Here is a 17,533-nt window from a genome sequence, read left to right as displayed (position 1 = left end):
CTGAGTGATGACCGATACCGCTCAAAAGACCAAGCTCAACTGGAATTCCTACCACGTCACTCAGGGCGACGAACGCGCCCCCAACCGCGCCATGATGCGGGCGGTGGGTTTTCAAGACGGCGACTTTGAAAAGCCGATCATTGGGGTGGCGCACGCCCAGAGCAACATCACGCCCTGCAACAACGGCCTCGGCGAGCTGGCTGGCCACATCACCGACGCCATTCGTGAAGGCGGCGGGATGCCGCAGGTTTACGGCACCATCACGGTGTCTGACGGCATCAGCATGGGCACCGAGGGAATGAAGTGCAGCTTGGTAAGCCGTGAGGTGATCGCCGACAGCATCGAAACCGTTTCACGGGGCCAGTCACACGACGGCGTGATCGTGGTGGGCGGCTGCGACAAAAATATGCCGGGGGCAATGATCGGGATTGCCCGTTTGAACATCCCGGCTATTTTTGTGTATGGCGGCACCACCAAACCCGGCCACTACGCCGGAAAAGACCTGACCATCGTCAGCGTGTTCGAAGCGGTGGGAGCACTTGGCGCAGGCAAAATGAGCCGCGAAGACTTCAACGAAATCGAGCGCCGCGCTTGTCCGGGCAACGGCTCTTGCGGCGGCATGTACACCGCCAACACCATGAGTAGCGCCTTCGAAGCGATGGGCATGAGCTTGCCGTTTTCCAGCACCATGAGCGCGGTGGACGCTGAGAAAGCCACCTCCAGCGCCGACAGCGCCCGCGCCCTGCTCAAACTCATTGAGCACAACGTCCGCCCGCTGGACATCCTAACCAAGAAGGCTTTTGAAAATGCCATCACGGTCATCATGGCCGTCGGCGGCTCGACCAATGCCGTGCTGCACCTGATGGCGATTGCCCACGCCTGCGACGTTGATTTGACGCTGGAAGACTTCGAGCGCATCCGTGAGGCCACGCCGGTCTTCTGCGATCTCAAGCCTAGCGGGAACTATGTCGCCACCGATTTGCACGAAGTCGGCGGCATTCCCAGAGTCATGAAAATGCTGCTGAAGGTGGGCCTCTTGCACGGCGAGTGCCTGACCGTGACGGGCAAGACCATCGCCGAGAACTTGGCCGACGAGCAGGACACTCCCGACGCCGGGCAAGACGTCATTCGGCCTTACGATCAACCGCTGTACGCGCAGGGACACCTCGCCATTTTGCGCGGCAACCTCGCGCCGGAAGGCTCGGTGGCCAAAATCAGCGGCCTAAAATCCATCAAAATTACTGGCCCGGCCCGCGTGTTCGAATCGGAAGAAGAATCTATGCACGCCATTATGTCAGACCAGATCAAAGCTGGTGACGTGCTGGTGATTCGCTACGAGGGGCCGAAAGGCGGGCCGGGGATGCGGGAAATGCTCTCGCCCACTTCGGCCATCATTGGCAAGGGCCTCGGCGACAGCGTGGGCCTGATCACCGACGGCAGGTTTTCAGGTGGCACTTTTGGGCTGGTCGTCGGCCACGTCGCGCCGGAAGCGTATGTGGGCGGGCCGATTGCTTTGGTACAGGAAGGCGACACCATCGAGCTGAACGCCGAAACCTGCCAGCTGACTTTGCACGTAGACGAAGCCGAGATCGAGCGCCGCCGCCAAGCATGGGTGCAGCCGGAGCCGAGGTATAAGCGCGGGGTGCTGGCCAAGTACGCCAAATTGGTGAGCAGCGCGGCAGTGGGAGCGTATACGGACTGAGCGTCAGAAATTGAATTGGGGCCGTCTGCCGAAGAGTGGGCGGCCTTTTAATTTGGGCTAAACTGAGACATGGCCGTTCTCGATTATCAAACCCTGATGCGTCCCCTGCTAGAAGCCCTGCAAGACGGCCAAGTTCAGACTATGCAAGCGGTGACCGCGAAGTTGGTGGCGCATTTCCAGTTGACCCAGAGGGAGCTTGAAGAACTCTTGCCGAGTGGCAGGCAAACCACGTTTGCCAATCGTGTTGGCTGGGCCAAAACTTACCTCAGCAAAGCGCAAGTGGTGCAAACGGTGGGGCGCGGCAATGTGCAAATCACAGCGCGTGGCCGTGAGCTGTTGGAACGTGTCTCAGGCCGCATCGTCCAAAATGACCTGAAAGTCTATCCAGAGTTTCAAGCTTTTAAAGTCGCTGGACGCGGGAAGCAGGACACTCAAGCCGGGCCAAGTTTGAGCGCAGTTGAATCCATTGACGTCTCCCCCGAAGAACAGCTTGACCAGCTCTACACCGAACTCAGCGCCGCCCTTGCCGACGAACTCCTCAGCCAAGTCCGCGCCCTGACACCGCAACAATTTGAAATTTTGGTGGTGCAACTCCTGGTGGCGATGGGCTACGGCGGCAGCGTGCGCGACGCGGGTCAGGCGCTGGGCCGCAGCGGTGACAACGGCATTGACGGCGTGGTCAAGCAAGACCCGCTCGGCTTAGACAAAGTTTATATTCAGGCCAAGCAGTGGGCCAGCAACGTGGGCAGTCAGGAAGTTCGCAACTTTTCCGACAGCCTGACCTACCACAAAGCCTCAAAAGGCGTGCTGATCACCACCGCTGGCTTCAGTCCCAGCGCCAACGACACCGCCCGCCAGATCGGCAACATCATCTTGATTGACGGCGAAACGCTGGCCGAGTTGATGATCCAGTACGGCGTGGGCGTGATCACCCGCACCACTTACCAGATCAAAAAAGTAGACAGCGATTTCTTTGAGGGCATCTAAAGAAGCTGCGTTGCGGATCGGCAAAAATTGCGTTGCAGCGCGGGTTTCCTACCGTTCGGTCGGGGACGTTGCGCCCTGTACCGAGGCTTATACTGCCCCAGTGAATTTGGCCGCTATGCTCGATCTCGAAGGTGAAACAGCGCTGCTGGTCGGCGGCGGAACAGTGGCCCTGCGCCGCGCCGCTACGCTGCTGACGGCTGGCCTAACGGTACGGGTTGTCGCTCCTGAACTTCTGCCGGAACTGGCAGCCCTCAACATTGAAATCATCCAGCGCCCCTTTGAGCTAGGCGATCTGATTGGGGTGCGTTTGGTGGTGGCCTGCACAGGCAACGCCGACGTGAATGATGAAGTGACCCGTTTGGCCAGAGCCGCAGGTTTGCTCATCAACCACGCGGGGCGGGCCGAGGCGGGCAATCTGCGCTTTCCGGCGGTGCTGGAGCGCGGCGGCGTCAGCGTCAGCATCAGCACCGGAGCCGAACTGCCGATGCTGGCCCAAGCTCTGCGCGAAAAGGTGGCACTGTGTTTGCCTGCCGAGTTGCCCATTCCCACTTGGACAAGCCAGCGTGACGCGGCTTTGCTGCTGAGTGGCGAGGCCAAACAGGTGGCCATCCGTGATCTCCGCGCTCAAATTCGCACGGCGGTGGGTTTGTGAGCCGCGTGCTGAGCCTTCCGGCACTGGATTTGGCTGTCGTGGGCCTCAACCACACCACCGCGCCGATTGAAGTTCGCGAGCGGGCCGCCGTGCGCGAGGACGAGCGGGAAGCTTTGCTGGCCCACCTGCGTCTGCACGCCCAGGAAGTGATGCTGCTTTCCACCTGCAACCGCACTGAAGTTTACCTGGCAGGCATTGACGGCGATCCTTTATCCGCTTTCGAGGGCGCGTGGGGCCACTTTTTGCGCGAGCATCTCTACCTTTATGAGGGTGAGGCCGCTGCCCTACACCTCTACCGGGTTGCAGCGGGCCTGGACAGCTTGGTGATCGGCGAAACTCAAATTCAGGGGCAAGTCAAGCGGGCGTGGCAGGCCGCTTCCGAGGCGGGCGATACGGCAGCGCTGCTCAACAAGGCCGCGCAGGGAGCGTTGAGCGCGGGCAAGAAAGTGCGCTTTGAAACGGGGCTGGCCGATAACGTGGTGAGCGTGTCGAGCGCCGCCGTTGACCTCGCCAAACAGCGGCTGGGCAACCTGGCGGGCCGCACCGCTCTGATTCTCGGCGCGGGCGAAACGGCCGAGCTGACCCTGATCCATCTTAAAGCGGCGGGCGTATCCGACATCATCGTGGTCAACCGCACCGAGGCCCGCGCCCGCCAACTGGCCGACAAGTTGGGGGGCCGTGTCTGCGCCGCCGACTACTTGCATCAAGCTTTGCCGGAAGCCGACGTGGTGATCGCCAGCAGCGCCGCGCCGCATTACGTGCTGGGCGCGTCTGGGGTAGAGAGTGCTCTGGAGGGCCGCCCAGAGCGACCGATGATGCTGATCGACATCAGCGTGCCGCGCATTCTCAATCCCGATATTGATACGGTCAAGGGAGCGCACCTCTACAATTTGGACGATTTGGAGAGCGTGGTCAGCCGCAACTTGGCTTGGCGGCGAGGAGCCTTGCCCCAAGCTGAAGAGATCATCAGCGCTCAGGTCAGCGAACTGCTGCGCTGGCAAAACTTCAGAACCCGGCGCGGTTTGGAAACGCGGCCCAACTTGCTGTCGGCCTGTGATTGAACTTTTTCTCCGCCTTTTCACTTGCTCTGCCCCGCCCCGCTTTCCCGTAGGCTGAGCCATGCTTTCGCCTGACCCGCCCGCCGCCACTCGCCCAAGCGCCCGCGCCCCGCTACCGGACGTGCTGCGCGGCCTGGCGCTGCTGGGCATTTTGTGCGTCAACGCCCAAGACTTCGCGGGCTACGCCGAGTGGCAGCAAAGCGGCGCAGACCGGGCCGCCCAAGTCGTGATTGATCTGTTCTTCAATGGCAAATTCATCAGCGTGTTTGCCATGCTGTTTGGCGCGGGGGCCTTTACTTTTTTGGAACGCGGCGGGCGCGGTTTGCTGCTGAGACGCTTGGCGGTGCTACTGGCCGCCGGGGCGCTGCATTACGTCTTGGTGTGGCACGGCGATATCATTGCCAATTACGCTTTGGTGGGCGTGGCCCTGATTTTGCTGGAAACGGCGCGGCCCAAATTGCTGGTGTGGGTGGGCGTGTTCTCTGGCGGCCTCTGGGCACTCCCCTTCACACTACAAGCGCTCAGCGTCCCGAATGGCCTGCGGAGCATTCCCGACACCGTGCAGACGGGGCAAACTTATGCCCAAATCGTGCAGGAGCGCGGTCACGAAGCGCTGCCCAGTATCGTCTCGGTGATCAGCTTCGACGGGTTTTGGTTGCTGGCACTCTTCTGCTTCGGCGGAGCACTGTACCGCAGTGGCGTACTGTGGTGGCCGGAGCAGCACCGCTCCACGCTGCGGCTGATGCTCTTCGGCGGCGCAGTGGTGGGCTTGCCGCTGAGCGCTCTGCTGGCCTATTTGAATACCCAAGCCAGCTACAGCGCCGACTACTGGGGCATTTTGGTGCGCCTGACGGGCGGCTTGGCGCTGGCCCTAGCGTACATCGGCGGACTGGGTTTGTTGAGCGCTTCAGGCAAACTCGGCTGGCTCACAGCCTTTGGCGCGTCCGGCAGGTTGGCCATGAGCAATTACATTGCCCAGTCGCTGATCATGACCAGTTTGTTTTATCCGTATGGCGCGGGCCTCTACCGCCAGTGGGGAGCGCTACCCGCTTTAGTGCTGGCGCTGGGCCTAGGCCTCTTGCAAGTCGGGCTGTCTAATCTCTACCTCAGGCGCTTTCAAAGTGGGCCACTGGAATGGCTGGTCAGAAAGTTGGTGTACGGACGCTGACCGCCTGCCTCTAATCGCCCAGCGCTGAGCGCACGAAGGCCGTTGCCCGCATCAAACGCTGAGATTGGAAGGCCAGGCAGCTGGCCCTATGGAATGCCAGCGGCACGGCCATCAAGCGGGCCTGGGCGGCAAGCTGAGACTGAATGAGCGCAGATGAACTGTAGCCTTCTAAAAACGCGGGAAGCCGCTTCCATCCCCAAAAATAAGCGAACGAGGCCGCGTCCCAGCCCGGCGGCCCCGCCACAGCGTCGCCGAAATCGAGCCAGCCGGTGAGCTGCCCGTCTTCAAACAAAAACTGTTCGCGGTGAAGGTCGCTGTGATTGATGACGGGCGCGAGGTCGGCCAGCGCCAGAATCGCAGCTTTCAGTGGGCGCAGTCGCGGCAGCAGATCGGGAGCAAAGCGGATCAGCAGATGGTGTTCGAGAGGCGTGCTTCCAAACGGCCAAGCGTCTTGCAGGCGGGTCTGGACGCCGCTCAGCAAGTTCTCCGCTTGGCCCACGAATGGCCCCGACTGATCGCTTAGCAGGCCCCAGCCCAATACCGGAAGCGAATGCAAAACCGACACCGCTGCGCCGATCTGCTCGGCTTGGGCTTCGCCAATGCGCAGCGTAGACTCGCCCTTGAGGAACGTGTCGAGGCTCCAGCCCCCGCCCAACACCAAAGGCGCAGCAACAGGAACGCCGGAGGCCAGCAAAGCGCGGCGCAGTTCGGCGTCCACCGTGAAACGGCCCTTCCCTATCCGCAGCGCCGCCTCGCCCACTCGGTAAACCCGGCAAGTCGCGCCCGCCGCCAGAAAAGCGGGTTCGTCTTTGAGGTTCAGTTGTCGGCAAAGCTCCCGCGCAGCTCCGAGGCTCACGCTCTACCTTCAGGCGCTGGATTTCTCCGCTTTCTTACTGTCAGCTGCCGACTTCCCCAGCAACTTGGGCAACTCTTCTTCCAGATTCAGCATCGGCAAATCAAAAGCGCGGCGGGCCGGTTCGGGGTCGGCGGTGCTGCCTTCCAGCAGCATGGCGTACTGGTCTTTGGTGATCGGCGGGTTGGGCAACAAGTTCATCAGCGGCACCGCCAGATTCATCAGCGGCAGCGGCACCGGCACCACCGGTTTGCTTTTCCCCAGCGCTCCCAGTTCGAGTTGCAGCAGCTCGCGGAAGCTGTACTGCACCGGGCCGGTGAGTTGGTAGGTTTGCCCCACCGTTGCAGGCCGCTCGAGTGCGCCCGCGAAAGCGGCGGCCACGTCCTGAATGCTGACGGGGCGGAAGGGAAAATGCCCGTCACCAATCTGCGGCACAATCGGTGCCTGAGACACCAAGTTCTTCAGAACGCGCCCAAAGAAATCGTCGCCGGGGCCGAAGATGAGCGACGGCTCGAAGATGGTGTAAGCCGCGCCGCTGGTTCTGACCAGTTGCTCGGCCTGACCCTTGGTGGAGCTGTAGCCGCTTTTGCTGGCGGGATCTGCGCCCAGAGCGCTCATGTGCACGTACCGTGCTCCAGTAGGCAGAGCAGCGAGGACGTTGCGGGTGCCTTCCACATGCACCCTGCCAAACGTCTGGTCGCCTTTTTCGGCGATGATCCCCACCAGATGAATCACCGCGCTGGGCTGCACGTCACCGACTGCCGTCAGCATTCCCTCGCGGTTGGTCACATCGGCTTTGACCCCTGCCGCGCCGGACAGCCCTTTGCCCTCACGCGACCCGGCAAACACCGTGTAGCCCCTTTTGAGCAGCTCCGTGACCACCGCTTTGCCGACAAAGCCGGTGGCTCCCGTCACCAAGATGCGCTGCGTTTTATTAGACTGAACGAAATCAGATTGAATCACAGTGAAGTCTCCTCGGCGTTCTTTTGCTTTAGGCTAGCTACTCTGCGCTTCCTTTACATTGGGGCGTTCATTTACCTTCGGCACTGTCAGCCTTTGAGCTGAGGCTGGAGAGCGCCCGCCAGCAGCGCCCTCAGACCCGCCAAATCCGTCAGCGTGATGTGGCGGTAGCCGGTGGCGATCAGGCCCGCTGCCCGCAGCTCGGTAATCGCTTTGCTGACCGATTCGCGGGTGCTGCCGCTGCCCTCGGCGAGCAGTTCGTGGGTGGCCCGCACATACAAGCGGTTTTCGGGGTCTTCCGCGCCCAGCGGCGTATCGGCGAGGTGCAGAAGGTAGCGCACCACCCGCGATTTGAGGTCGCCGGACTGCAAATTGACTTCATGATCCAGCACCCGCCCCAGCTGACTGCCCAAGCTGCGGGCCAGGTCGAGCAGAGCCGTCTCGGATAACTGCACCGGATCGATGCCCACCACTGCCGAGTTGGTCAGGGCCTCGGCGTGGTGGCCGTAGACGGCGGCGTGCAGAGCGTCTTCGCCAAAATAATCGCCGGGTTGCACCAAACGCAGGGTCAGTAAGCGGCCCCGCGAGGTGACTTGGCCCAGCCGAATGAGCCCTGTTTCGACGCGGTAAAGGCCCATCACCGGGTCATATTGCCGGAAGATGTAGGTGCTTCTGGCGTAGCGCATTCCCACTTTGCCCGCTACGCTGCGGCTGTTCGGCTCTATCATCAGCGGCTCTCCAAGGTGGCGACGATCATTTGGGCGGCTTGCAGGCCGTCACTGCCCGCCCAGCGCCCCAATTCGGCGGCGGCGCTGGGGTGGACATTGATGACGTGACCGCCCACGAACACCGGAATCTCGCTGGCCTGCCCTTTTTGGCCGGAGTTCAGGTCGTGGCGCTGCTCAAGAGCTTCTTGCAGCGCTTCATGGGTGTTGATACTGAGCAAAATGGCCCGCGCTCCGACGCTGCGGGCGTAGACGCCCAAATCGGCCAGCGGGGTGTTGGCTCCCAAATAGTGCACCTGCACGCCCATGCGCCGCAGCATTACGCACAGCATCAGTAGGCCCAACTCGTGCTGCTCACGCGGCCCGCAGGCGGCCACCACGCTCGGCCCGAAGCGGCTGTGACCCGCCGCATTCAGCAAGTTGGTGATGTGCGTTCTGAGAAAAGCGCTGGCTTGATGCTCGTGGGCCACCGTGATCTCGCCGCGCTCCCAGCGCTCACCGATGTCCAGCAGCGCCGGTTGAATCAGCTTCATCAGCAGGCCCTCGGTGCCGAGCTGGGCCTGCGCCTGTGCGAGCAGCCCCTCAGCGCGGCTCAAATCGGCCCGCAGCAGCGCCGCCGTCAAGTTTTGGACGGAGACAGGATCAGCGTCGGCCAGCTCAGATCCTGCTGTCCCAGTTCTGGTCGGCTCGGTATCGGTCTGCCCAGTAGCGGGCCGTGTGGACTGGGCAGCTGGCGAGTAAGACGGGGTCTGCTGAGGCGCGTCGGTTAACAAGCCGAATTGCCCTCTGGCCAGCTCAGCGGCGCGGCTGGCGGGCACACCTTCTTCGATGCGCTGACGAATGAAGTCGATCAGTGCCACGTCGCGCTTGCTGTAGAGCCGGTACCCGCTGGCGTTGCGCTCAGGATTCGGCAGGCCGTACCGGCGCTCCCACTGACGCAAAGTGGTCGCGGGTACGCCGAGTTGCGCCTCCACTTCGCTGGCGGTAAAAAGCCCGCTGGAATCTGCCAAATACGTCATCTGCGTGTCATTAGGCCACACCAAATGCGGCTGTAACCGTATCAATTGACAGGTTAAAATTAAAATTAAGGCTCAAAAAAAGGCTTGGAGCGCTCGGTCAGGCTCTATTCAAGTGCCTTGGGCGACCAAGAGCACCGTGCAAGTGCCGCGTGCCGGCAGCAGGCGGTGGGCACTGGGCAGGGCGCAGGCTTCGCCCTGCCGCAGATGCAAGAAAGCGCCCCCTTCGAAGTCGATCAGCAACTCACCTTCCGAGCAGATGACCGCTCCGCCCGCCGCGCCAGAGGTGGGCCGGGTCAGGTGCAGCGCCCGCAAGTTGGTCGCGGGCAGCCATACGGCAACGTCCGGCGTGACTTTGGCCAGCCGCAGCACATTGAGCGCGGCAGGTGGGTGCGGCGGCAGGCTTGGCACCGCTTCAGCTTCCGGTGGGCGCTCCGCTTTCCCGCGCGGCTTGGTTGAGTTTCTTGCTGGCTTGCAGGGCCATGCCTTTGGCCTTTTTCACGTCCAACCCCAGCTCAGGAGCCACCGCCTCCACTTTCTCGCCGCGCTCACGGGTGGCCGTCACGAGGGCGCGTTCCTGGTCGCTTAGGACGCTGAGGTGGGGCCTAAGCTGCGCCCACGTCAGCGGCTGCGTTTTGGGTTTGGCCGCAGCACTGGCGGCTGTTTTGCTGGCGGCGGGTTTTTTAGCGGCTGACTTTTTAGGGGCCGCTTTCTTAGTTGCAGGCTTGGCCGCTGTTTTACCAGGCACTTTGCCAGATGCCTTGGTCGCCGTGCGCTTGCCCTTGGCTTCTTTTTTCTTCGGCTCTTTGCCGCGCTCTTCCAAGATGTTGCGGGCGTCCACGGCGTTCAGGCTGCTCTGATCCTCGCCCTTGCGCAAGGTGGCGTTGCGCTCGCCGTCAGTCAGATACGGCCCGAAGCGCCCACTTTTGAGGGTAATCGGCGCTCGGTCAGGGAATTCGAAGCTGGCCAGCGGAGCCGCCGACGCGCCGCGCCCGCCCTTGAAGCGCGGCTGCATGAACAGCGCCTCGGCTTCGATCATCGAGGTGGTAAAAAGCTGCTCGGGAATCGCCAAGCTGCGCGAATCGTTGCCGCGCTTGAGGTAGGGGCCAAATTTGCCGTTATGCGCCCAGATTTCTTCGCCTTCCGAGACGCCGACCATGCGCGGCAGCGACAGCAGTTTCAGCGCTCTGTCTAAACCGAGCGTGGCCAGATCGTCGCTGGGAAACAGGCTGGCGGTGCGAACCGGTGGGTTTTCCTCGCCAATTTGTACGTAAGGCCCGAAGCGTCCGGCTTTAGCGACCACTGCCAACCCGGTGCCGGGATCTTCCCCGATGATCCTATCTCCGCTGGGACGGCTGAGCAGTTCTTCCGCTTTGGCCATGTCGAGGTCGTCGGGCGTCAGGTCTTCGGGGATGTTGGCTTTGGTTTCGCCCCGCGTCAGATAAGGGCCGTACTTACCCACCCGCACCTCGATGCCGCTGCCCTCCAGCTTCGGCACGGCGATGGTGGCAATGCTGCGCGGGTCGATGGTTTCCATCTGCGTTTCGATCAGCGGGCGCAGCCCCATGCCGCCGCCTTCACCCAAAAAGAACGAGCGCAGATAAGGCCCGCGCTGCTGCCGCCCGCCCGCGATATCGTCGAGGTCTTCTTCCATCTTGGCGGTGAAATCGTAGTCGACCAGCGTGCCGAAATGGTGCTCAAGGAGAGCAGAGGTGGCGAAAGCCGTCCAAGTCGGCACCAGCGCTTGCCCCTTCTTGGCGGCGTAACCCCGATCTTGAATGGTGCCGATGATGCTGGCGTAGGTGCTGGGCCGCCCAATGCCCGCGCCTTCCAGGGACTGCACCAAGCTGGCCTCGGTGTAACGGGCTGGAGGCTGGGTTTGGTGGCCCGACGGCACCAGGTCGGCGGCAGTGACTTGCTGGCCTTCTTTGAGCGGCGGCAAAATCGTTTCGCGGTCTTCGAGCGCCGCTTGTGGGTCGTCGCGGCCTTCCACGTAGGCCCGCAGGAAGCCGGGGAAATCAATCGAGCGGCCCGAAGCGCTCAGCAGCACTTCACGGGCGTCTTGCGTCTGACCACCCTGTGTCTGACCGCCCAGGCGCACCTGCATCCGGCGTCCGCGTGCATCGGCCATCTGCGAGGCCACCGTGCGCTTCCAGATCAGGTCATACATCTTCCATTCGTCGCTGCCGAGTTCGGCCTTGAGGCTGTCCGGCGTGCGGAAAGCGGTTCCGGCGGGGCGAATGGCTTCGTGGGCTTCCTGGGCGTTCTTGGCTTTTTTGGTGTAACTGCGCGGCTGCGCCGGGAGGTAAGCGTCACCGTAAAGCGCTTTGACCTGAGCGCGGGCGGCACTGATCGCCTCGCCGCTGAGGGTGGTGCTGTCGGTTCGCATGTAAGTGATATAGCCGCCCTCATAGAGCTTCTGAGCCGCCCGCATGGTGCGCTGAGCGCCGAAACCCAGCTTGCGGCTGCCTTCTTGCTGGAGCGTGGAGGTGATAAACGGCGCGTAGGGCTTTTGACTGAACGGCTTTTCCTCGGCGCTCAGGACTTTGAGGGCCTGTTCCTTGAGCGAATCGGCCAAGGCGCGGGCCGTCTCTTCGTCAAGGCGCAGCACTTGGGCGTCCGGCTTGAGTTTGCCGGTGAGCGGGTCAAAGTCGCGCCCCTGAGCCAGCCGCACGCCTCCGACTTCGAGGAGCCGCGCCGGAAAGCCTTCGCCGTCGGCGGTGACGCAGCCGACTTCAATATCCCACCACTGGCTTTCCACAAAACGCATCCGCTCGCGCTCACGCTCGACCAGCATTCGGGTCGCCACACTCTGCACCCGCCCCGCCGAGAGCTTGGGAGCGACTTTGCGCCACAGCACCGGGCTGACTTCGTAACCGTAAAGGCGGTCGAGAGCGCGGCGGGTTTCTTGGGCTTCCACGAGGTTGCTGTCAATCTGACGCGGGTTGGCAATAGCAGCTTCAATGGCGGCTTTGGTGATCTCGTGAAAGACCATCCGCTTGACGACGCCTTTGGGCTTGAGTTCTTGGTAGAGGTGCCAGGCGATGCTCTCACCCTCGCGGTCATCGTCGGTGGCCAAAATCACTTCGTCGGCTTGCTGGGCGAGTTTGCGCAGGTACGCCACGTGCGCCCGCTTGTCCGGCGAGACGATATAAAGCGGCCTGAAATCGTCTTCGATATCAAGGCCCAGCCGCGCCCAAGCCTGACCCTTGTATTTTTCGGGAATCTCGGCGGCGCTTTTGGGGAGGTCGCGGATATGGCCGATGGACGACTCGACGGTATAGCCCTTGCCGAGGTATTTGGCAATGGTTTTGGCTTTGGCGGGGCTTTCGACGATGATCAGGGTATTAGACATGAGGGGTATCCAAGGGCAGCGGGAGAAACAAGGTGAAGGAAAGCAGTGTCATTTGGGATGCACTGTATTACACGTTCGCCACAATGCAAGGTCACCTGTCTCATGGAGTCAACCTTATCAGCTTCTCATCCAAACCAAAGAAGACAGTTACGGTCCCAAGAAAAAGGCCGCTCGGCAGGGCCAAGCGGCTTATCGACAGGATTAAAGCTCGATGTCAAAGACCGGCGGCGGCAACGGCTCACGGCGCACGCGGGTCGGGTCAGACTTGGGCGGCGGAGAAGCGGGCGTCACTTCCAGTGGAGCCGAGGGCGCAGGCGGCTTGGGCATGGCGGCCCGCAAAATAGCGTCCACTTCAGCGGAACTGATCAGGCCCTTGTGCTGCAACGTGCTGAGAATGCCCAGCGCCACCTTGCGGGTGTATTCGGCGTCGTGGCTGGGAGAAGATGTCATGACCGCACGTTAGCGCATTTGTACGGGAACTTGGATGTGGGTTGTGGTTGTTTAGTGGTTGTTTAAACGGTGCTGCGAACGGGCGGCGGCAAGGCCGCTGGAGTACGGTCGCCTTGAACAAAAACCCTCACCCCTGCTTGCTCCTTGCTTGAAGGCTGTTTGCCTGAAAGCTGTGCCAACGGGAATGTCCGTTGCCGAGGAGGCCCACCAACACCAGCGCCAGCTTGTGCGGATCGTGATGGGCCTGGCCAGAAAGCAGCATCGGGCTGTGACGCAGACTTGACCGGACACGGGCATCCTGGCTGTGCGGCGCGATCAAGACAGCTCCAGTTTCGCGGTAACGGGCCTGCACGGTGCTGGGCACCGCTTCGTTGTTGACCACCACCAAATCGGGAAAGCGGCCCAGATGACGCTCGATCATCCGCAGGTGATCATCTAAGGTCAGGTCATCGGTTTCACCGGGTTCGGTCATGATGCTGGCCACGTACACCAGCGGCGCAGATGAAGCGCAGATGGCCGCTTGAATGCCCGGTACCAGCAGCGCCGGAATGATGGAAGTAAACAAACTCCCCGGCCCCAACACGATCAGCTCAGCGCCCTCAATCGCCTGCGTGACGGCGCTGAGGGTCGGCAAGTTCGGCGGCTCAAGGCGCACTTCCTCGATGCCCACCGCGCCCGCGCTGACTCCACTGCCGTCTCCCCCACCCCAGTCGGCCAGATGACTTTCACCGCGCACTTCCTGACCGTTTTTGAGGCGGGCGATCAGCGTGGCGGGCTGAGTGGTCGCCGGATACACTGCGCCGCGCACGTTGAGCACCTCGTGGATTTCTTGCATCGCGCCGCCCAGCCCGCCCTGCTCCTCAGACAAGGTCGCCAGCAGCAAATTGCCGAAGGTGTGCCCTTCGATGCCTTCTCCCCGCGCAAAGCGGTGCAGCAGCAAGCGGGCGAGCACCGGGCTGTCGGAAAGCGCGGCGTAGCAGTCGGTCAAATCGCCCGGAGCGATCATATCCAGCGCCTCGCGCAGCCGGCCGCTGCTGCCGCCGTCATCGGAAACCGTGACCACCGCTGTCAGATTAGATGAGTAGGCCTTGAGACCCGACAGCACGTTGGACAGGCCAGTGCCGCCGCCCACCGCCACCACTCTGGGGCCGCGTGCCAGCGTGGTGCGCGAGTAGATCACGTTGACCGCTTCGCCGGGATCGGTGCCCACTGAGCGCAGCAGCGAGCGGTTGAGCATGGTAATGGCGGTAAATGCGCCGGCCAGTGAGAGCGCCATCACCACGCTGCCGACGACCCACAGCGGCAGCACTTCGGGCTCAGTAAAATTATTGAGCCACAAAATCCAGCGGGTCGCCACGAAATGCAGCGGCCCCGTCCAAGTGAAGTGCAAAAAGCCCAACGCGCCAATGAAGGTGCAGACGGCGAACAGCGCAAACCAACGCTTGATGCCCATGCCCGGCATCAGCCAGCGCTTGGCACGGCGCATGTGGTTGGCCGACTTGAAATTGCTCAGCGCCCGGCCCCAGCGAGCAGATTGGGACGGATTAAAGGTATTGGTTTTTGAGGTCAAGCCGGGCAAGGGCACTGAGGGCTTTTGCGATTTTTGCACCACTAAGCATCTCCTCGTAAAGCTTTACCGAGCCGAGCGAGTGAGGAAGAAAATAAGTCTTGGCGAGGGTGTAGAGGTGGGGCGCTCTTCGCGGGCAGGCCCGAGAGGTGCGGCCAAGCACCGTCATCGGCGCTGCCCTGGTCAACAACCCGAAATGGCAGCCAGGACATCCTTAGCCTCCTTGAGTCGGCATATCGCGGTGGTCGATGATGCGTGCCCCCAAATCGGTAAGGTCACGCTCCAAGCGGGCCGCCACCGCCACGCTGCGGTGCTGGCCTCCCGTGCAGCCGATGGCGACATTATAACTGTGACGCCCTCCAGTGTGGGCACGCTCCGCCACGTCGCGCAAAAAAGTGAGGGTGTGCTGATAAAAGGCTTCGCTGGCTCCGTCTTGGAACACGTAAGCGGCCACATCGGCATCTAAACCCGTTTTCTCACGCAGTTCCGGTGAGTAAAACGGATTGGGCAGCGTCCGCATATCCAGCACCAGATCCACGTCACGGGGCGGGGCATGTTTGAAGCCGAAGGTAAACAAGCGCAAATCAAAGCTGCTGGTGATGTTGAGCCAGTCGAGCAGCCGCTTGTTGAGGTCGGCGGCGCTGAAGGTGGTGGTGTCAATCACGGTATCGGAAACGGCCCGCAGCGGCGCGAGCAGGTCGCGTTCGCGCCGGAAGTCCAGCATCAAGCTCGGATCGCCCAGCGGGTGTTCGCGGCGGGTCAGGTTGTAGCGCCTGAGCAGCACTTCCGAGTCGGCTTCCAAAAACAGCACCCGCACGTCAAGGCGGCGCTGCTTGAGACGCGACAAGCTGCTGTCTAAAGCCGCCAGAAAATCGCGGGTTCGGGCGTCGGTGGTCACGGCCACCCGGTCAATGCTGCGGGCCGCCGCGAGGTCGCCCAGCGCCCCCCACAGCTCCGGCGGCAAGTTGTCAGTGGCAAAATAATCGGCGTCTTCCAGCGTTTTGAGCGCCGTACTTTTGCCGCTGCCCGATAAGCCGGAAATCACGATGAAGGTCATGCGGGTAGTTTAGAGGCTGAGCGCTTTACTTGCCGTGTGCCGCGCCGCCCAAGTTCAGCACCACCACGCCCGCGATAATCAGGGCGATGCCGAGCAGGGCCAGCGAACTGAAGGCGTCGCGGAAATAAAACCAGCCGATTAGAGCAGTCAGCGCCGTGCCCACGCCTGACCAGATGGCGTAGGTCAGCCCCAGCGGCAAGGCGGTCAGCACTTTGCTGATCAGGTAAAACGCGCCGCCGTACCCGAGCGCCACCACCAGACTCGGCAGCAGCTTGGAAAACCCCGCGCTGGCCCTGAGCGCAGAGGTGCCGATGACTTCCAGCACGATGGCAAAGATTAGTATCAAATAGGGATTCACGCGCTCACATTGAGAGAATGGTGCAAAGACATTCTCAAACTTTACTGTTCGTTTGGCGGGTAGAGGAAGCGCTCCCCGCTCTCATATCTGCTGGAGTGTGCCCGCGTGCTTTGCCTTTGGCGGCTGGGCGTGGCAACGTAGGGCCATGTTGCCCAAGACCTCTTTGATTGACGACCTGCTGAGCTTGCCTACTTCCTATCAGGGGCCGACCCGCGCCCTCACCGCGCCTTACGGGGTCGTGGGGGTGGGTGCGGGAGCGCTGAGCGCCGCCGTGCTGGACACCTTGGTTGAGCGCAAACTCACCAAAGAAGGCACCCAGATCGTGCTGGAAAGTGCCGACGCCGCCCAGATCGCCCGCGACTACGCCGGACTCAGCGAAGTCAGCGGCGCGGCGGTGGTGCGGGCGGGCGTTCAGCAAATCGGCGCGTCCAACCGCGATTTGACCTTTCTGGCTCCCAGCGGTATCGGCGCGACCTACCATCTGGCCCAGTTCGCCGCTTACGCCACCGGACACGCCGAAGACGCCCAAGCCGCCGACCAACTGCTCGGCGCTCTGGCCGCCAAGTGCGCCCCCGACGTGGACGAGGGCAACCCCGCCCGCGATTTGGCTTGGACGCTGTGGCAACGCACGCCGCTGCTGCTGGCCGCCCCCGAAGACGCCGCCCTGACCCACATCTGGCAACACCTGCTGGCCCGCGTCGGCAAAACGCTGAGCATCGCCGTTGCTGAGGAGCCGCTGTACGTGGTGACCGGCGCGTTTGAAGCCCAGCACGAAAAGGGCGACAGCAAGGTGGCCGTCATTTTGGGTGACGAAACGCCGGAGCTGCTGCTGGCCCGTGAAGTTCTGGAGACGCGAATAGATGAAGTGCTGCAAGTTCCGTTTCCAGAAGAGTCGAGTGGCTACGCGGGCACGCTGGCCCTCTGGTACTTCGGCGCGTGGGTCGCGGCTTACCTGGCCGAGCGGCACGGCATCAGCGCCGAGGACAGCTCTGCCCTGAAGGAAGTTCTGAAAGTCTTGAGCGTGGGCGAAGCGGTAGACGAAAGCGGGCTAGAAGCGTAGCGCCCCCACCTCACTCGCCTGGAAAGACCGCTACCCGCCCGACCATGTAGGCGCAGCCCCACAAAAAGAGCGTCACCACCGGCAAAAAATACAAGCCTTTTCGCCGCTCGATGATTTTGCCCGCGATCAGCACTTCGATAAAATACAAGCTCGCCACCGCGAAAATGGCGTACATCGAATGCTCCAAGTTGCGCTTGGGGTCGGGCAAGAAGCCGTACTTGGTGACGGTTTTGCCTGCCTCCAGCACCGCGCTCGGCACTTTGAGGCCGGTGATTGCCAGTGCGATGCCGCTGGCTCCGTAGAGCAAGAAGACGGCCCAACTCAGGCGGGTCACCCATACAAAGCCCGCGTCCACCACGCCCCGAATCGCCGGAACCACGCTCCAGATCATCAGGATCAGGCAAATCAGCGTGAAGGGATTGGGAGCCAGCTTGGCGTAAGGCGTGTTGAAAGTCCAATCGTGAAAAGCACGCAGCAAGTCCATTTGCTTAGGGTAACGGGTCGGGCGGCGAGTAAAAGCAAGAAGACGCTGAAAACCCGCGCCCAAGCGGCAAAAACGGCGATA

At 62.1% G+C, this 17,533-nt stretch carries 17 protein-coding genes; 6 read left to right on the top strand and 11 right to left on the bottom strand.

The features are described 5' to 3' along the window. Window positions 1–7 precede the first annotated feature (7 nt). The 5 genes from ilvD (at window position 8) to FNU79_RS08080 (ending at window position 5,567) form a co-directional block, all read left to right on the top strand. Entirely contained in the window at window positions 8–1,702 is a 1,695-nt protein-coding gene (gene ilvD / locus FNU79_RS08100; protein WP_143720361.1) for a dihydroxy-acid dehydratase, read from the top strand. A 69-nt stretch (window positions 1,703–1,771) separates the two neighbouring features. Then, on the top strand, window positions 1,772–2,689 hold the full coding sequence (locus tag FNU79_RS08095) for a restriction endonuclease (RefSeq protein WP_143720360.1): 918 nt from the start codon (window positions 1,772–1,774) through the stop codon (window positions 2,687–2,689). 100 nt (window positions 2,690–2,789) lie between these two features. Continuing rightward, window positions 2,790–3,341, top strand: coding sequence for a precorrin-2 dehydrogenase/sirohydrochlorin ferrochelatase family protein (locus FNU79_RS08090; protein ID WP_225429957.1), 552 nt, complete (start codon window positions 2,790–2,792; stop codon window positions 3,339–3,341). Continuing rightward, window positions 3,338–4,402 carry a glutamyl-tRNA reductase gene (gene hemA, locus FNU79_RS08085; RefSeq protein WP_225429956.1) on the top strand — a complete coding sequence of 355 codons (1,065 nt, stop codon included), beginning with the start codon at window positions 3,338–3,340 and terminating at the stop codon, window positions 4,400–4,402. Before FNU79_RS08090 ends, hemA begins: the two co-directional genes overlap by 4 nt. 58 nt (window positions 4,403–4,460) lie before the next feature. After that, complete coding sequence (locus FNU79_RS08080) at window positions 4,461–5,567, top strand: DUF418 domain-containing protein (RefSeq protein ID WP_143720359.1); 1,107 nt, start codon at window positions 4,461–4,463, stop codon at window positions 5,565–5,567. Between the two features lie 10 nt (window positions 5,568–5,577). Here the strand turns inward: FNU79_RS08080 and FNU79_RS08075 are convergent, their stop codons facing one another. The 10 genes from FNU79_RS08075 to FNU79_RS08030 form a co-directional block, all read right to left on the bottom strand. Continuing rightward, window positions 5,578–6,423: a phosphotransferase family protein gene (locus tag FNU79_RS08075; RefSeq protein ID WP_143720358.1), complete on the bottom strand. Its 846-nt coding sequence runs from the start codon at window positions 6,421–6,423 to the stop codon at window positions 5,578–5,580. A gap of 9 nt (window positions 6,424–6,432) precedes the next feature. Beyond that, window positions 6,433–7,383 carry a complex I NDUFA9 subunit family protein gene (locus FNU79_RS08070; protein WP_225429955.1) on the bottom strand — a complete coding sequence of 317 codons (951 nt, stop codon included), beginning with the start codon at window positions 7,381–7,383 and terminating at the stop codon, window positions 6,433–6,435. 86 nt (window positions 7,384–7,469) lie between these two features. Further along, a complete protein-coding gene (locus FNU79_RS08065) occupies window positions 7,470–8,108 on the bottom strand; it encodes a helix-turn-helix domain-containing protein (RefSeq protein ID WP_225429954.1) in 639 nt (212 codons plus the stop codon). Continuing rightward, entirely contained in the window at window positions 8,108–9,124 is a 1,017-nt protein-coding gene (locus FNU79_RS08060) for a MerR family transcriptional regulator (protein ID WP_143720357.1), read from the bottom strand. Before FNU79_RS08060 ends, FNU79_RS08065 begins: the two co-directional genes overlap by 1 nt. A gap of 108 nt (window positions 9,125–9,232) precedes the next feature. Continuing rightward, complete coding sequence (locus tag FNU79_RS08055) at window positions 9,233–9,532, bottom strand: hypothetical protein (protein ID WP_143720356.1); 300 nt, start codon at window positions 9,530–9,532, stop codon at window positions 9,233–9,235. Window positions 9,533–9,536: 4 nt separating this feature from the next. Next, entirely contained in the window at window positions 9,537–12,476 is a 2,940-nt protein-coding gene (gene topA / locus FNU79_RS08050) for a type I DNA topoisomerase (RefSeq protein ID WP_143720355.1), read from the bottom strand. Window positions 12,477–12,677: 201 nt separating this feature from the next. Next, window positions 12,678–12,926, bottom strand: coding sequence for a hypothetical protein (locus FNU79_RS08045; RefSeq protein WP_143720354.1), 249 nt, complete (start codon window positions 12,924–12,926; stop codon window positions 12,678–12,680). 127 nt (window positions 12,927–13,053) lie between these two features. Next, window positions 13,054–14,496 carry a gluconeogenesis factor YvcK family protein gene (locus FNU79_RS08040; protein WP_318636137.1) on the bottom strand — a complete coding sequence of 481 codons (1,443 nt, stop codon included), beginning with the start codon at window positions 14,494–14,496 and terminating at the stop codon, window positions 13,054–13,056. A gap of 211 nt (window positions 14,497–14,707) precedes the next feature. After that, on the bottom strand, window positions 14,708–15,550 hold the full coding sequence (rapZ, locus tag FNU79_RS08035; RefSeq protein WP_143720353.1) for an RNase adapter RapZ: 843 nt from the start codon (window positions 15,548–15,550) through the stop codon (window positions 14,708–14,710). A gap of 25 nt (window positions 15,551–15,575) precedes the next feature. Continuing rightward, entirely contained in the window at window positions 15,576–15,908 is a 333-nt protein-coding gene (locus FNU79_RS08030) for a DMT family transporter (protein WP_143720352.1), read from the bottom strand. Between the two features lie 145 nt (window positions 15,909–16,053). On the opposite strand from FNU79_RS08030, the gene FNU79_RS08025 reads away from it, so the two are divergent. After that, the gene (locus FNU79_RS08025) at window positions 16,054–16,968 is read left to right on the top strand and encodes an SIS domain-containing protein (RefSeq protein WP_143720351.1); all 915 of its coding nucleotides are present in this window, start codon (window positions 16,054–16,056) and stop codon (window positions 16,966–16,968) included. A 10-nt stretch (window positions 16,969–16,978) separates the two neighbouring features. On the opposite strand, the gene FNU79_RS08020 is transcribed toward FNU79_RS08025, so the two are convergent. Beyond that, the gene (locus tag FNU79_RS08020) at window positions 16,979–17,452 is read right to left on the bottom strand and encodes a hypothetical protein (protein WP_143720350.1); all 474 of its coding nucleotides are present in this window, start codon (window positions 17,450–17,452) and stop codon (window positions 16,979–16,981) included. Window positions 17,453–17,533 lie beyond the last annotated feature (81 nt).

Origin of the sequence: Deinococcus detaillensis (genome assembly GCF_007280555.1) — a bacterium.
Classification (GTDB): domain Bacteria; phylum Deinococcota; class Deinococci; order Deinococcales; family Deinococcaceae; genus Deinococcus; species Deinococcus detaillensis.
This window is presented reverse-complemented; position numbering and strand designations above follow the sequence as displayed.

Coding starts and splice junctions, on each gene's coding strand:
- ilvD (WP_143720361.1), top strand. CDS start 8: ATGACCGATACCGCTCAAAAGACCAAGCTCAACTGGAATTCCTACCAC.
- FNU79_RS08095 (WP_143720360.1), top strand. CDS start 1,772: ATGGCCGTTCTCGATTATCAAACCCTGATGCGTCCCCTGCTAGAAGCC.
- FNU79_RS08080 (WP_143720359.1), top strand. CDS start 4,461: ATGCTTTCGCCTGACCCGCCCGCCGCCACTCGCCCAAGCGCCCGCGCC.
- FNU79_RS08065 (WP_225429954.1), bottom strand. CDS start 8,108: ATGATAGAGCCGAACAGCCGCAGCGTAGCGGGCAAAGTGGGAATGCGC.
- FNU79_RS08060 (WP_143720357.1), bottom strand. CDS start 9,124: ATGACGTATTTGGCAGATTCCAGCGGGCTTTTTACCGCCAGCGAAGTG.
- topA (WP_143720355.1), bottom strand. CDS start 12,476: ATGTCTAATACCCTGATCATCGTCGAAAGCCCCGCCAAAGCCAAAACC.
- FNU79_RS08045 (WP_143720354.1), bottom strand. CDS start 12,926: ATGACATCTTCTCCCAGCCACGACGCCGAATACACCCGCAAGGTGGCG.
- rapZ (WP_143720353.1), bottom strand. CDS start 15,550: ATGACCTTCATCGTGATTTCCGGCTTATCGGGCAGCGGCAAAAGTACG.
- FNU79_RS08025 (WP_143720351.1), top strand. CDS start 16,054: ATGTTGCCCAAGACCTCTTTGATTGACGACCTGCTGAGCTTGCCTACT.
- FNU79_RS08020 (WP_143720350.1), bottom strand. CDS start 17,452: ATGGACTTGCTGCGTGCTTTTCACGATTGGACTTTCAACACGCCTTAC.